Annotated in this window: 13 protein-coding genes; 8 read left to right on the forward strand and 5 right to left on the reverse strand. The window is 37.4% G+C overall.

The genetic code is table 11. The annotated features are described in order from the left end of the window. The 7 genes from Q0507_RS08245 to Q0507_RS08275 all read left to right on the forward strand — a co-directional run. A partial coding sequence (locus Q0507_RS08245; RefSeq protein WP_298714951.1) for a hypothetical protein occupies positions 1–1,121 on the forward strand: 1,121 nt, incomplete at its 5' end. Positions 1,122–1,473: 352 nt separating this feature from the next. After that, the gene (locus Q0507_RS08250; RefSeq protein ID WP_298714953.1) at positions 1,474–3,504 is read left to right on the forward strand and encodes an LTA synthase family protein; all 2,031 of its coding nucleotides are present in this window, start codon (positions 1,474–1,476) and stop codon (positions 3,502–3,504) included. 138 nt (positions 3,505–3,642) lie between these two features. Further along, positions 3,643–4,611 carry a glycosyltransferase gene (locus Q0507_RS08255; protein WP_298714955.1) on the forward strand — a complete coding sequence of 323 codons (969 nt, stop codon included), beginning with the start codon at positions 3,643–3,645 and terminating at the stop codon, positions 4,609–4,611. Between the two features lie 15 nt (positions 4,612–4,626). Further along, positions 4,627–5,385 (forward strand): glycosyltransferase family 2 protein, encoded by a 759-nt coding sequence (locus Q0507_RS08260; RefSeq protein WP_298714957.1) that lies wholly within the window; start codon positions 4,627–4,629, stop codon positions 5,383–5,385. 13 nt (positions 5,386–5,398) lie between these two features. Beyond that, positions 5,399–6,337, forward strand: a complete 939-nt coding sequence (locus tag Q0507_RS08265; protein WP_298714959.1) for a DUF535 family protein — start codon at positions 5,399–5,401, stop codon at positions 6,335–6,337. A 9-nt stretch (positions 6,338–6,346) separates the two neighbouring features. Next, positions 6,347–7,567 carry a glycosyltransferase gene (locus tag Q0507_RS08270; protein ID WP_298714961.1) on the forward strand — a complete coding sequence of 407 codons (1,221 nt, stop codon included), beginning with the start codon at positions 6,347–6,349 and terminating at the stop codon, positions 7,565–7,567. Between the two features lie 341 nt (positions 7,568–7,908). Continuing rightward, positions 7,909–8,535: a phosphorylcholine transferase LicD gene (locus Q0507_RS08275; protein WP_298714977.1), complete on the forward strand. Its 627-nt coding sequence runs from the start codon at positions 7,909–7,911 to the stop codon at positions 8,533–8,535. On the opposite strand, the gene Q0507_RS08280 is transcribed toward Q0507_RS08275, so the two are convergent. Both Q0507_RS08280 and Q0507_RS08285 read right to left on the reverse strand, forming a co-directional pair. Further along, positions 8,486–9,565, reverse strand: coding sequence for an IS30 family transposase (locus tag Q0507_RS08280; protein WP_298714965.1), 1,080 nt, complete (start codon positions 9,563–9,565; stop codon positions 8,486–8,488). The genes Q0507_RS08275 and Q0507_RS08280 overlap by 50 nt on opposite strands. 174 nt (positions 9,566–9,739) lie before the next feature. Beyond that, on the reverse strand, positions 9,740–10,771 hold the full coding sequence (locus tag Q0507_RS08285) for an inverse autotransporter beta domain-containing protein (protein WP_298714967.1): 1,032 nt from the start codon (positions 10,769–10,771) through the stop codon (positions 9,740–9,742). Positions 10,772–11,129: 358 nt separating this feature from the next. On the opposite strand from Q0507_RS08285, the gene Q0507_RS08290 reads away from it, so the two are divergent. Further along, positions 11,130–12,653, forward strand: coding sequence for a YadA-like family protein (locus Q0507_RS08290; protein ID WP_298714969.1), 1,524 nt, complete (start codon positions 11,130–11,132; stop codon positions 12,651–12,653). 679 nt (positions 12,654–13,332) lie between these two features. On the opposite strand, the gene Q0507_RS08295 is transcribed toward Q0507_RS08290, so the two are convergent. From Q0507_RS08295 to Q0507_RS08305, 3 genes are all read right to left on the reverse strand, one after another. Next, the gene (locus tag Q0507_RS08295; RefSeq protein ID WP_298714971.1) at positions 13,333–13,659 is read right to left on the reverse strand and encodes a Tat pathway signal protein; all 327 of its coding nucleotides are present in this window, start codon (positions 13,657–13,659) and stop codon (positions 13,333–13,335) included. 66 nt (positions 13,660–13,725) lie between these two features. After that, entirely contained in the window at positions 13,726–14,802 is a 1,077-nt protein-coding gene (locus Q0507_RS08300; protein WP_298714973.1) for an acyltransferase, read from the reverse strand. Positions 14,803–15,016: 214 nt separating this feature from the next. Beyond that, positions 15,017–15,631: a hypothetical protein gene (locus Q0507_RS08305; RefSeq protein ID WP_298714975.1), complete on the reverse strand. Its 615-nt coding sequence runs from the start codon at positions 15,629–15,631 to the stop codon at positions 15,017–15,019. Positions 15,632–16,065 lie beyond the last annotated feature (434 nt).

A 16,065-nucleotide genomic window follows, 5' to 3' on the forward strand; every position in this document is an offset into this window, starting at 1 on the left:
ACTATACATCTTCTCTCGTTGATTTATGGAATCAAATTGAAGATGTTCAAAAACGGATGGCTCTATTGCATTCTTATGAATCTTTAGAACAAGATTTATTTGGTGATGTTCTAGGCGATGATAAGGAAAATATCATCTTCTCTGACACTTCCTATGGACTTGGCAAGGGTGCTAGCCATAATGATGACGTATATGCTATGGAACAGGTACAATTATCTGACGTGCCAGTGCAACATGACTCTACGGTGGGCATGAATCATATTAAATTGAACGAATTACAATCTATGGGTGGCCTTTTCACTGGTTCTGGTGAAAGTTCTGTTAATGATATTTCAGATCTTGAGGATGATACCATTGAACATCTTGATGTCAGTCCTATAGATGGTGTTGAAAGCTTAGAAATTCATCGCTTAGATAAAGATGATACGTTAGATACAGATGGTGTTGGTGAGCTTTCAAAAGCTAAGGAAGAAGAAAAAGCCTCTAAAATAGAAGATACATCATCTGAAAAAGAAGATAGGGATTATAAAAAAGAGGCCAAGTCTCTTAAAAAAGAGGGCAAATCTCAGAAGAAAGATAAGAAATCAGAGAAAGATGTAGTGGACGATGAGGATAAGTCGTCCATTGATCCATATACAGCAGTGAATGCTATGTTATTTGGTAAAGCTGGTTTAGAGTCCGATAAAACGAATAAGAAGATGGAAAAGCTTCTTAAAAAGAAATTGAAACGCGTTGATGATGAATGGGCGCGTATCAACGGTTCTGAGGACAAGAAAGTTAAGGAAGATAAAAAAACCAAAGAGGACAAGAAATCCAAAGAGGATAAAAAATCTAAAGAAGACAAAAAGTCCAAGGAAGAGAAGAAATCTAAGAAAGATAAGAAGTCTAAAGAAGATAAGAAAGATAAAAAACACAAGAAGCATAAAGAAGATAAGCTTTATAAAGCCGAAGAAAAGTTAAAGAAAAAGAAAGATAAGGCTGAAAAGAAGCTTAAATTTTTAAATGATAAGTTAAAGACAGTCTTCTTAGCGGATACTTTCAAGAAAAAAGATAAAAAGAAAGACAAGAAAAAGGATAAACAATCCAAAAAAGATGAATCCGCAAAAAAGCAGGAACGATAGTTTCCGTATGGAATAGTAAGGCCTCTGAAAAGACGGCCAAGGAGAGTGCTAGTGCGAAGAAATCAGCAAGTGCTGGGACTATCGACCGTGGATGCGGTAAATGCAAACGATGTAAAGGGCCTAAATGTAAGAAATATCCAAGTTAATTGATTATTATGTAACTAGTAGAATATTACATGGCATATATGCTTGGTTTATGATGTTTTAATAATTATTTAGGCAGTATGGTTATGTAGTTTTGTTACGTATATAACAATATAGTTATTTTTCTAACATAGCAGTTAGGCTAATAATTAAGTTTAGTGTTAGGTTAATAATTAGAGTTATAGGATACAACAGTTAGGGGTTAATAATGAACCGATGGCAACGATTATTTGAAGGCATAAAGACAGAGATTAAGGTATTTATCTTTTTCTCTGCTTTATTGACTGCATTTAGAATCGTGTTTCTTGCAGTATTTCAATCACAACTAGCTTCTGTGACGATAGAGAATATCCTCACATCCTTGTGGCTAGGCTTTAGATTGAGTCTCAAGACCGTCGGTTCTTTGTGTTTACTGGGCTTTTTAGGGGGTACGTTGGTACATACCTTTGTACCTAAATGGCCGTCCTTGCGCATTAAACAAGTGATTTACTCCATTGCCACAGTACTATTGACCTTTTTATTTTTGGGACGCATTCCGTTCTATAAAATCTTCAACTCCTCCTACAATGCGATGCTCATCAACGGTAAAAACGACGATATCGGAGCCATTGTAAACACAGCAATCAACGAATATAACGCCCTCATGTACATCGTTGGGGCCATTGTATTGAGCGCAGCTCTTTGCTGGTTCCTCGTTCGCTTCTTAGGATGGGATGCAAAGAATTATAGTGACTATGTTGATGATCTAAGTAATGGTGATGATGCGGATAGTCTAAGAAATAGTGACTGTGCAGATAATCAACGACTTTGTACTACTTGGTATCCTAAGACGAAGAAAACACAATGGATGACTGGCATTGGATTGACGGTTGCTATTGGCGTACTAGGTCTATTCTTTAGATTTGGCGGTGCTTTCAGCTATACGAATTCCATCAACTGGGAAAGTGCGGCGCGCCTAAGTTCTAATTTGTTGAATGAAAATATCCTCGATGATGTGCAGGCTCTCTATCGTGTTAAAAGCATTGCGAAACGGACGGCTGAGCTTGAGGTTATTAACTTAACGCCTCAAGAGCTAAACGAAAAAATCACTGCCGTTGGCGGTAAGTTTAATGGCACTAATTTTGACGGTTCTTTTACCAGAACCATTACAACACAGCGATTAGCGGAGCAACCACAGTCCATAAACCTCGTTCTTGGAGAATCCTATGGCTTGTGGCCGTTCCTCGCTGAATATAACGAGCCTGGTGCGTACCTCGTTGAACAAGGTCGTAAATACGCTGCTAGTCCTCAAGCGATGAGCACGCAGCTAGCCCTCGCGCAAGGTACAGGCACGATGCCGGCCATCAATGGTTTGTTGACGGGTATGCCTGACACAGGGTTATATCCTAACTATGAAGGTGAAAGTTTCAAAGAGCCTTATGGTTTAGGTATTGGTCCTGTTATGAAAAAGCTAGGCTACAAGACTGTATTTTGGTATGGTGGCTTTAGTACTTGGCAAAATGTTAAGAACTTTGCTTTATCTCAAGGTTTCGATGAATTCCACGATGCTTCAGAAATGCCAAGCGAAGACGGCAACGCTTGGGGTGTAGGCGATAAAGATTTATTTAAAGCTATTTCTACCTATATGGATCAACATAGAGGGGAAAAAATTCTCAATGTTATCATGACCACTTCTAATCATCCACCGTATAGCATCAATGTCGCTAAGGAAGGCTACGATGTGAATAAGGTAAAAGGTCATTTGCCTGATTCTATCGAAGAAAACGACAAGCAATTGAACGAAATGGGTCATATTTGGTACGCAGATCACGTGATGGGTGATTTTATCGTTCGCGAAGAAAAAGCAGATCCGTCTGCACTCTTCGTTATCACTGGTGACCATAGCGAACGCTTTAACTTTGCTCGTGAAGTAGGTCCTAATGTGGCATCTACGATTCCACTTATTTTCTATGGTCGTGGCATTCATAAAGAATGGCTTGCGCCTAATGCATTTGGCATGAGCATTCAAATCATTCCAACCTTGGCAGAATTAGTGGGTCGTCCAGGTCAAACCTATAAAGCCATGGTGCCTAGTTTGTTTACACAAGAGGAATTTGTCTTTAACCATAGATTGTATCTCAATAAAAACGGAAAAGTATCAGAACAAAGTGCAAGTATGCCGCAATCCTATGGGGATATAATTAAAAACATGCGAGAACTAGCGGCATGGCGTATTAAGCACGGAAATAATATTCAATAACATTTTTTAGTTTATTTACGTAAAGAATCGATTTATTCAATTAAGTAAGTGATAATTTGGTTTGAGCTGTTTGTATATAAAACTAAGCTTATGTAATCATTAGTTATATGGCTAGTGCATGTTTAAGAGGAGCATGGAATGGAGTTAATTTCGGTCATTGTACCCGTCTATAATGTGGAATCTTATGTTGCAGAATGTATTGAGTCCATTCAAAACCAAACGTATATGAATTTGGAAATCATCTTAGTAAATGATGGTTCTACAGATGCTAGTGGTGATATTTGTGATCAGTATGCAGCCTATGATGAGCGAATACAGGTCATTCACAAAGAGAATGCTGGAGTTAGTGCGGCTCGCAATACGGGGATAGAAGCGGCTAATGGTGACTATATTGCCTTTGTGGACTCCGATGATTACATTGGGCTCACCCTCTATGAAGATATGTTAAAGCTTTTAAAAGAGCATGATCTTGATATTATCGAATTTACTGCTTTCAGAGATAAAAATGGTGATATTATCGAAGGTTGCAATGATGGTCAATTAGAAATTTATGAGAAAGAGGATGCCTTGCGATTAGCCATGCATGATTGTTTTGTGGCGGCTTGGAGTAAGTTATATAAACGCAGTGCTATCGGTGATGTGCGTTTTCCTGTAGGGCGAAAGTTCGAGGATACTGCTACATCCTATCGATATGTAGCTAATGCCAATCGGGTGGGTCATATCAATCGTTGTTACTATTACTATCGACTCAATCCAAATTCCATAACTCAAACCTCTTTTCATCCGAAATCTCGATGGGATTTTGTGCTCGGTTACGAGGAACGCTTGCAATATGCTATAGATCATCAATTACCATATGTTGATGATTGCAATAGTTTATTGATGAAAGCCGTATTATCCTGTTTAACGGCTTACTATGCAAAGCCAACGGGTAATCAAGTGTATTACGATAAGTGTAAAAAAATGATTGAAACTTATCGCAATGACGCATCCTATAAGCTATTAAATTCTAAATATAAGCTCTTTTTATGGTCCTTTGGCCGTGCCGATTGGATTCATAAAATAGGGGCTCGTTTATCGTACTTAGCAAAACAAGTACGTTCGTAAGTGAAAGGTAAAACTATGGCAACTGTATCTGTAATAATCTTAGCGAGAAATGAAGAACATAATATTCATGACTGCATTGAGTCAGTGCAGTTTGCCGATGAAGTTTTGGTTATCGATGATTTTAGCACCGATAAAACCTTAGTTATAGCTCAAGAATTAGGGGCTCGTGTTATTCAACATCTATTAAATGGAGATTGGGCTCAACAACGACGATTTGGTGTTTCTCAATCTAAATGTGATTGGGTTTTATTTTTAGATGCAGATGAGCGTATTTCTAACTCTTTAGCTAAGGAAATACAAGAGGTTATATCTGATAACTCTAAAAAATCGTATTGGATACAAAGAAGTAATAAATTTCAACATAACCATGCTACACATGGTGTACTGCGTCCTGATTATGTATTACGTTTAATGCCAAAGGATGGAGTTACCATTGAGGGGACTGTGCATGAGTCAATATCAAGTCTATATCCATCTGAAAAATTACAACATTCGATGTACCATTATACCTACGATAATTGGCATCAATATTTCAATAAATTCAACAATTATACCACATTATCTGCTGAAAAATATCGTGATAATGGTAAAAGCTGTTCTTTTATCAAGGATATAATTCTGCGTCCTACCTGGGCTTTCATCAAGGTGTACTTCTTACAAGGCGGTATTCTCGATGGGAAGATGGGCTTTATTTTGTCCGTTAATCACTACTTTTACACGATGACTAAATACGTAAAGTTTTACTATTTACTAAAATCCAAGGGTAAATTGTAATAGAGGGAGCATTATGTTAGGCAATTTTGGAAAACATTGGCATATAGGCCGTACTATATATGGCAAGCGCACATGGCGTGAAACGAGACGAACCTTCTTACATACAATGCGCTCTTGTCGTCATGACTCAACGGTTACGGAATTTGAAAACTTCTTTAAATCTTATACTCCAGATCCAAAGCTGTTAGAAAAACATTCTAGTCTCTATGAATTGATGAGCCGTATGTTTTTGATTAAGAATTCTACGCCACAATGGCGTTTGGAGGCACTTCGTCAGCATTTCACAATCTTACAAGAGGTGTTTACGGATGAAGCGATTCAGCTCATGTATGTAGACGAGGTGGAGTTTGATTATTTCGATAAAAAACGGGGTATTACCCTTTGGAGTTCTGATGAGCTCGATATGTCTGCTCATCTATATTACGAGCCGGGACAACGTAAGGAAGGCTTCTTGACGGTTATGCTCTTACTCGAAGATAAGGGTGTATACCATGCAAATATTCGCTTTGCTAAAGGCCATAACGGAGAGAGAACTCTTGTTATCGGTACTATTCAAGGTTATAAAGATGGTCTTGAGCGAGCTAAGAAGATTACGAAAAAGATGTATGGTTACCGTCCGAAGAACTTTATTACCTTCTTGATTCGTGAAATCGCTCATGCTGCGCAAGTAGAATCCATACTTGCTGTATCTGATGAAGGCTTCTATGCAAATTCACATATGGTGCGCGGTAATAAATCAAAGGTTGCTATATTAGATACCTTGTGGGAGGATATCGGCGGTACCGTATTGGAATCTAATCCAAATTATTTCACTATTCCACTTGAAGAAGAACGCAAACCTATGGAAGAGATTAAATCACAAAAACGTAGCCAATATCGCAATCGCTATGCTCTGTTAGATGAGTATGAGGCTATGATTCAAGAAAACATAAAACCGTATGTAAAAGCCTAGAGGTGTGCTATGCGCATAGCAATTTTAGAAAGTATTGTCATGCCTGCTGGTCATGAGGTGGAATTTGATCGCATCCTCATCAACGAATTAAAGCGTCAAGGTCATGAACCAGTACTATTCGTGCCGGAAAACTTTCCTTTTAAAGTAGATTATGGAGTAGATATAGTGTACTTGGAAGGTGGAGAGGTAGTGACCTATGCGGGAGCGTCTAAGTGGAAGAAGCCGTTTTTATCCATTTTACGAGAACGCCGTCGCCGCAATTGGTTCAAATCAGCAGCAGAAAAAATTAAAGAATATAATATAGATGCTTTAATCATTCCGACGGGGACATATCGCTATATTAAAGCTTTGTTAGACACGCCGTTAAAGGACAGTAAGGCAGCAGTACATGTTATCTTTCATGGCATTGGCAAGGGAGAAATGGATCGCTTTATTAAGCAAGCTCATCGTGCTAATGCGTATAGAAACGTGTACCTCGATGTTATCTCTTTGCGCGATGATATGTTGCGCCCTGATTTACCGAGAGTTCGTAAAATCTTGCCTCCTGTGTTCTTGCCATTTAGTGAATTGAGTGGAGAACAGAAGAATAGTGATACGCAAGATAATGTTAATATAGAAGACCAAAAAGTTCCGAATTCTACAACTTGTATAGATACTAATTTGGAAACCTCTAAATCAGCAAATAAACTGATAAAATTAGGTTTCTTTGGTCAGTTTAGAAAAGAGAAAAATATTGAGCGCTTTATAGATGCCTTTGTATCGCTGAATTATGATGATTCGGTACAACTCGTCGTTCAAGGGGCAACGGTAAAGCCTGAAGATGGGGCTTTATTTGAGTCTATCATCAAGAAATATAGCCAGTATAATAATATTAAGTTTATCCATGCCAGTCTGATTGGGAAAGACTGGGATATAGCCTTATTGAGTGTAGATGCTTTATTATTGCCGTATGGAGCAGAGCGATATCGTTATCACTGGGCGGCTATGCTGTTTACTGCTATTGGCTTTTACAAGCCGGTTCTTATATCTCCAGAAATCAATCCTGAAGTATTAGATCAATGCAGTATAGGTATGGCTTTGGATTTAACATCTCAAGAAACTATTGTACAAGGATTAGAGGAATTTATAGATATTATATCTAATAGGCCTGATATTTTTAAGAAAGGTTTAACAACGGCGAATTTAACATATAGTCAAGAACGTTTGATAAAAGAAATCTTAGATGTATAGTATTAGCTATATAATAAGTAATAGTACCTATATTATTAGTGATGTAGGTTATAATGCTAATAATTATTTATCTGTTAAAAAGTATATATTGATATTCGATTTTATAAAATTCTATTAGGAAAATTACTTAAGTTTATTGAATCATTAAATGACAAAATGTAGTCAATATCGAAAGCGCTATGAATTACTTGATCAATATATGGTACAAATTAATGAAAATTTAAAGCTATACTTAAAATGATTTTGGGGTAAATTTTTAAGTAAAGATAAAGGAAGAGGGGACCTTATTTTATGAAAAAGATAGCTACTAATGAGCTAAAGTCTGTATTATTAAAACATTAATACGATTTGATGAGTTTTGTAAAAAAAATGATATTAAGTATAGTCTTGCGTATGGTACAGCATTAGGTGCCATACGATATAAAGGATTTATTCCATGGGATGATGATGTCGATATCCTTATGATGAGATCTGAATATAATAAGTTTGAAATGGCTTGGAAAAAGTATATTCAAAATAATATGGATCATTATAAATTATGGTCTGAACTGGATGAGGAAAACTATTTCATTGTGTATGTAGCTAAATTTTTTGATACGGATACTGCATTATATGAATATTTTTCTAAAGGGAAATTCATTGAATACGGTATTTTTATTGATATTTTTGTATTAGATCATATCCCTGTTGAAAAAAGTGAACAAAAAAAATTATTTATGGATGTTCGGCTATACTGGAAATTGATTCAACACTTTCAAAAGCATTTTAAAAAGTGGAATAAGTTTGTAAGGAAATATAATCTATCATTACCATCTTTAGATATGATGGCTAACAAATTAATTGAGCGTAAAAATCGATATAATCGTGAATTAACACCCCTTGTTTCGGTAGTTCAAGACTATCAAAAGAAAAAGGATCTTAAATTGCAATATGAAATTGAACAGTACTTAAATCCACTATTTTATTAACTTCTTCTAAAAAGGCCTCTTGTGGTGTTTTGTAATGTAATATTTTTCGTGGCAAATTATTACACCAGTGAAGGGCCCGTTGGAGTGTATCAGCTGAGACATTTTCTATTCGCTGCCCTTTTGGAATAAAGCGGCGAAATAGACCATTATGCCGTTCATTAGAACCTCGTTCCCAAGCCGAATAGGGATGCGCAAAATAGATAGATAGTATTTCATCTTCAAGTTCAGATATGTCCGCAAATTCTAATCCATTATCAGCGGTTATTGTCTTACATATTGTGCCTAATTCAACATTCTTCCTAAAGGTAGTTAACCACGCTTCTAATGTCTCTTTTACATCACAGGCACGTGCTGACGGACAACGTAACGCTACATATAGTCTGCTTTTACGCTCTAATAACGTCACTAATACGTTATCTGTTTTATTCTTTGTTCCACGAACAGTATCTAATTCCCAATGACCAAATTCTTTACGAGTTTCAATTGTAGCATCACGAAGTTCTATGGATTGCCCCGATTTGCGCTTATGTTTTCTGACAATGGATTTTCTCATAGAACGACGTACTACCAAAGGCAGATCAATGGCTTTTACCCCAAGTAAACCTTGATGAATATAGTTATACAAAGTTTTTGTACAAACCATTTCATTACGTGCAAATATACACTGACGTTTAGCATATCCGACAGCAGCATCAAAAGACCAATGGTCTTTAAATACTTTTTCTTCAACCCAAAGTATGAAGGACTCTATGAAACCTAACTTCATTGTATTAAATGAGCCAAGACGTTGTTGTTCATATGTTAATTGCCCTGAATCTGCTATATATACAATACAGGCTTTACCTTGTCGAATTTGGACAACTGAACCACGTTTTAGTTCTGTATAAATAGTGGTTCTAGAGCATCCTAATACGGTTGCAATAGCGGTAACAGAATCACCTGCGGCGATTCTCTTTTCTACATAAAAGCGTTCTTCAAGGTTTAAGTGTTTGTTTGTACGTAATGTCGTGTTATGCTTAATATAGTCCATAGTGATTACCTCGGTTAGATTATGTTTGGTCACTTAAATCATGACACAAGGTTCACTATGGACTTTTTATGTGTTCAATTTCATTCTACAATTAAGCTATTGCTTTTATCTAAAAATAAATATAGATTCTTATGCGGCTTTTATCAAAATAATAAATATATATATACTAATCTATCAATCAACGTGCACCGTATGGTGACGGCGCACATTTTCCAACATATTCGCACGAACTGATGCTTTTGCATCCAACCGATGGTTACCACCGAACCACGCTGTATCGACGCCTGCTAGACGGAACATAACCTTACCGTAAGGGCTACCGTGCTTATGCTCCGGTTTATTATAGCCCATATCAACGGAAATCCTCGGTGTGAGCTGCAACTCCGTACCAATCCGCAAACCGTGCTTATCCACACCGCGTCGCAACTGCCAACGATAAGCCTCCATGTACACGCGAGCCCAACGAGCATTCTTGAAGCTAGTACCATATTCCGCAGTATACCCATTAGACACATTTTCCAGATGCGTCGCACCATCAAGGGAACGCTCGCCAGATACACCGCGATACCAGTTCACACGGAATGCACCGATGCCCGATACATACTCCAACCCGACGCTCATACGACCGTGATTACCTCTAAACCGATGGTCATAAAACAGATTGCCGCCGTAATAGTGGTCATCGTTCGCCGCAATTCGACGATAACCGATGCCCACATTCGCCGTCGTTCCTGTATCCGCTGCATTCGCCAATCGCTCCTGAGTAAACCAAACATGACGAGATGTCTCATCATAATGACCTAGTGGCTGCAAGGTTTCTACACCGTACAAGGGCTTCCAATTTTTCTGAAAGCGCAATGACAAAACGGTTCGCTGCATCCACGGCTTCGCCTTCGACCCATGCATCGCAGAATGAACACCAGTCATAACCACCGCCTGTAACGCAGAGTTAACCGCATCCGTGTCGGAATAACGGGTCGTCTTTTTGTCCGTGGATTCCGGCATTTCTAATCCGCCCTGCCCGATGACATGATTCGGTGTATGAGACGAATTAACGCGGAATATATCATCTAATTTTATAGAACTATGAACTTGTTTTACAGTGGTCGTCTGCATAGACTGCGCCGTCTTATGTACCTGCTCACCCTCCACAGGCATGACAGATATGCCAAAAGCAACCGCCAACAACACTATTATATATTTCATTACACACTCTTACTTACAATCACATCTGATTAGGTACATAATAATATACGTTAATTGTTCATTCTCACATCATGAACAAAACATGAAATCATTTCTATTTTATATAAATATATAGATAATTGTCAATGCAAATAAGATACAATATTAGCCATATATAACTATTCAAACTTTAAAATTATGTCTCAATTATGTCACATAGATTTCTTACCAATTATAAACCCCTATAGAATATATTGTATATTTATCGGCAATATGTGAATATTCTATCTACAACACACTTACTTGGTATTATAGTAGCCATGTAAGTCTTTTATGAAAGTTTTGTGAAAGTTTGTTTTTACACAAAGGAGTGTATACGATGAGTAAAAAACGTTTTGTATTAGCAAGTGTTGTAATGGTGGCATTATCCGCTTCGGTTTATGCGGCCCCGATCAATATCGTTGACAACAACGGTAACATCGGCAAGGAAGGCCAAACTTTCACCGCCGGAACAGGAGGCAACATTACCCTCGGCAACGGTGCCGGCGCGACGAACGGCAAGGGCAAGGGTATCAATGTGCAAGGCAACAATATAGCCTTGGGTACAGTTGCTGGAGCAGGCTCAACAGGTGGCGGCAATATCAACATCGGGGCGAAGTCCTTCCGAGACAGTACCGGCGATTTTAACATAACCGTTGGTTTTGCCGCAGGCAATACGAGCCAGTTGACGAACTTCATCGTCATGGGGACGCAATCGGGCGAAAAATCCGTAGGTGATAAAAACGTGTGGATTGGGAACTTTCAGGGTGCCAACAGTAAAGCCAGCAATTCCGTAGCCATCGGCTCGAATTCGACGGTAAACGGTCAGTTTGACCTTGCCGTGGGGCATTATGTGAACGTAAAAGCCGCTAAAGGTTTGGCCGTAGGCTCTTATAATACACTATCTGAAAAAGCGACCGCATCCGGTGTATTCGGCCAGGGCGAATACGGCAAAACGGCTATTGATGCGGTCAATTCATACAGTGTAGGTAATTATAACCACATTTCGGGAGAAAATACCTTTGTCCTCGGTAACAACGTAACCACCTCTCTAAAAAACGGTGTTATCCTCGGCAATGATTTCACAGACGGTGATGTAGTCGGCACCGCAAGCCATACATTTGAAAATGGTACTACAGTCAACTATGCCGGCACTGCTCCTGTATCAACGGTATCGGTTGGGGCTAAAGATAAAGAACGAACCATCACTAATCTCGCTGCAGGTCGCGTGAGCGCTACCTCTACAGATGCGATCAACGGCTCTCAGCTCCACGGCGTTCATCAAATGATTGATGCCCTTGGTAAAAGTACCGAGCAACATTTCGACAAGGTTGATAAATCTGTACAACAAGTAAACACTAAAGTTCAGAATGTAGAAAAATCTGTTCAAGATGTCAAAGGTTCAGTACAAGAAATTAAGAACTCCGTACAAGAAACAACAAATTCGGTTCAACAAGTAGAAAATTCCGTGCAACATGTATCTCAAGAGGTACAGCGTGTCGAATCGGAATCCAATAAAGGCGATGCTAGTGCCGCTGCGTTAGCCGCATTGCATCCGTTACCATATGATCCAGATAATCGCGTCCAATACATGGCAGGCTACGGTCATTATAAAAATGCTAATGCAGTAGCCTTAGGTATAGGCTATTATCACAAAGATAATCTTCTACTCACCACAGGATTTACCATGAACAATCATGTCATGGCCAATGTAGGCATCACCTACAAACCTGGAAAATCTTTGCCTACTACCATGTCTCCTGCCTCTTATAATGCATTGGAACAACGAGTACAAGCATTAGAAACACAAAATAAAGATCTCCAAGAAACGGTAAAACGCTTAGTAGATAAACTAGAAAAATAGTAAAACAAGATTTTATGGTAGTCTAATGACTGCTTTCACACAAATACACTAACACACAAAAACACAGAAATAAAAAAGCTGTACACACATAGTCGATTTGAATTACCTTTGATGTTAAATTGGTTTTGACATCAAAGCCGTTCAATCTAATCTATGTATGTACAGCTTTTTATGATTATTTATATGTAGTTGTTATTAATATTTGGTTTTAGTCATACGCAGTTTTATAACTATTTAATTAGCATTCATTATCATGAGTACATTGTTATAAAGTATTTCATCTCAATTTGACGATATATATCTTTATCCCTATAATATAAGTAGATAGCCAAACGAGTGGTTCCGTCGGGCTCATCTCAAGAAATAAATACGTGATGAAATGGCCTTTCAGTTATCCAGTTACTGGTAACGAAGGGCTATTTGCTTTTTCCAAAGCAAATAAGCGCCACAAGTGCTCCAAAGGCAATAACTATGGTCATTACCTCTAGAATTAGCATGATCAACTCATAATCACTCATAGGCACCCCTCCCTTCATTTACGAAGAGAGTCCCAACCTCGCCGGCTATCCTAAGATAATTATATGGCGAACATATAAGCGAATCAATAAGAATCTATATATAGAAATATACGAAAGTATGTTAGCAAAAAAAGGCAGCAATTTAATCGCTGCCTTTTATTTTATTTACGCGCCACGCGCATAGCTGCCATCATACCTGGAGATTTCCAGAGGGATTGTCCATTGTCTGTTGCGAGTTTATTGTTGTCGTAAAATACGTCCGCATTGTAATAGTTGTCATCGCTAGATGTTACTTTATAGCTAAGACCTGCTGTTGTGTACACCGTAAAATTGAGAATATCCCCCACTCTCTTTACAGAGTCTTGATCTACATACCAGCTATTACCGTGATACGTCGTAGCATACACATCTTGACGAGCTTCTACATCGTGAGTATTAATGCCGATTAATACAAGCAGGGCCGCTAACATATATAAGAATTTACGCATTATAATAACCTCCCATTTTATCAAAATAATACCTAAATATTATATCAAAAAATGGGGAAAATTGCATTAAAATGACAGTCTTTTCTCTATGCCTGACTGAATCCGCTCAAGGCTTGGTGTAATAACTTTCATCACAGGTTTTTCTATGAAAGCTAACCGCACATAGTCTACGGTCATACCGATGACAAAAATAAGCGCTACTATAAGGATTGCATACAGCGGCAATAATATAGAATTATAATACTGATATGTTGCCAATATATTGTCCCACATATGATAAAGGAATAACCTATTGTCATGCAATAGGTAAATGCCAAAGGTAGTAGATGCTACCGTATTGATCCAAGGACGATAAACGATTTGTGCTTTCAAGAAAAGAATAAATAAACCAATACCTAATAGTAGTTGGAATAGGCCATAATCATTTTTCGTGAAGTAGAAAATCTGTTTCATATACTCTGGATTTCTCATGGCTAGTACGTCGACGAGGATATCCCCTAGAAAAGCCCCAACAAAGCCTATGGCGCTAACAATAATACCCACTTTTCTTGTTATATGTGAGTCGTACAGCTTAATGTACGCCCCCATCGAATAGAACACGATAAAGGAAAAGATATGCTTAAAGCCAAAGGTGGTATGCGGTAAATTAGGCCACAAATTCAATGCCGTTGGTATTAAGAACCAAATTACCGTGGACCCCACTAGGAGCATAACGTAATATTTATGCTGCAGCCAATGAAGTACTCGATTGATAATAGGCGTTAGTAAATAGAGGACTAAAAAGTTCTGAGCGAACCAGCTCATGGCGCCAATGGGCAATAGCGCAAGCATCATGTTTCTTGACGTCACCGTATCGAGTCCTAAACCCATAGCCACGCCCAGCATGGCAATGCTGTAAAACCATATTTGCCCTACTAACTTGGCAAACTTGTGCAGCTTGAAGCTACTAGAAATCATGAAATAGCCCGTTATCATAACAAAGGCGACTACACCAGCCTTGCCTCCAAGTGCAAATACTTGGAGAAATACCTTATTAAACGTTAAATCCGGTGTAAAGGGAAATGTCCCATGCACACTAAAATGGTGCATAATAATCAGTATCATCGAAATGATACGCAATAATTCAATATTGCTCTGTCTCATACGCTATACCTCATATTTTTAATCTCAAACTATAAAGATACTACATCAACTGGTAACTATACCGAAATGATGTGTATATACATCATAAAATACACGAGATACATGAGGTCGTTGTGACAATATTTACACATAGAAAAGGACAGCTGATTATATCAACTGTCCTTTTGTTAATCATATTTATTTATGATTCTAATTAGCATTCAAAAAAGTATAGTCAACTAATAGTTTTTGGTAATCGTATCCTCTTTTTCCTGCTACTTATAAGCTCCTCTATTATTAATTTCTTGATAACAGCACATTTCTTTATCGTATCAAAAATTGTAGCAAACATAATGCCTGTACATATACAACCCAATATGAGAAAGAATAAGTCCATAAGAATAGAGTGTTCAAAATGACTCCAATAAGCTATTCCTATTATTCCAACAAATAAAATACCATAAAATCCAATAGATTTGAACTTAGAAATACTCAAAAGCATAGTTGAAACAAAGCCTACTATGCTACAACCTAACAGTACTTTTATAGTAATTATTATAAATTGGCTATAAGCAAAAATAATACTTTCACTAGCACCTTCCTTCAAGACTTCTATTGCCAAATTTGATCCTATACTTACTATAAGAGCCAAAATAGCACCTAAAGAAATAGTTCCCCATATAAACATATATCGACTCTCAAAATCACTTATTAATAATTCATGTATAATTCGTAACTCTGAGTTAGATTTATTCATTAATTGTTGTTTTATATAAGAACGATACTGTGTATATAAATCGGTTGTCATGGAGTACCAAATAAATGTTGGTAATTGAATTATTTTACTCATAAGCCTACCATTTATATAATATATTTTTTAATTGTAAAGTAAAATTGGACACTTAAAGAAATCTATAGTGAGCTTTGTATTATTATTAAGGTATCTAATCAAAATATAATCAAGGCAATCACTATGGACTACAATAGTTATAACACGACATTACGTACAAAGACTTAAACTACAAAAAACGATTTTATTTAAGAAAGAGAACCGTTCTAAGCGATAGTATTACCGCATTTTCACGTATGCTAATCCACTCAAGAATGACTATATTGCAATTTAAAATTAATTACAAAATATATTTTGCATTTTATTTAGAGTAATATCCATCCATTTTCTTGTTATATCACTAAAAAAATGTTTCCATACATAACAAGCAATTAAAACTAAAAGAAATGAAACTATACTTTGATACTTCCACCCATAATTTGCTAGTATAGAAT

The organism is uncultured Veillonella sp., assembly GCF_938010505.1.
Classification (GTDB): Bacteria; Bacillota; Negativicutes; order Veillonellales; family Veillonellaceae; genus Veillonella.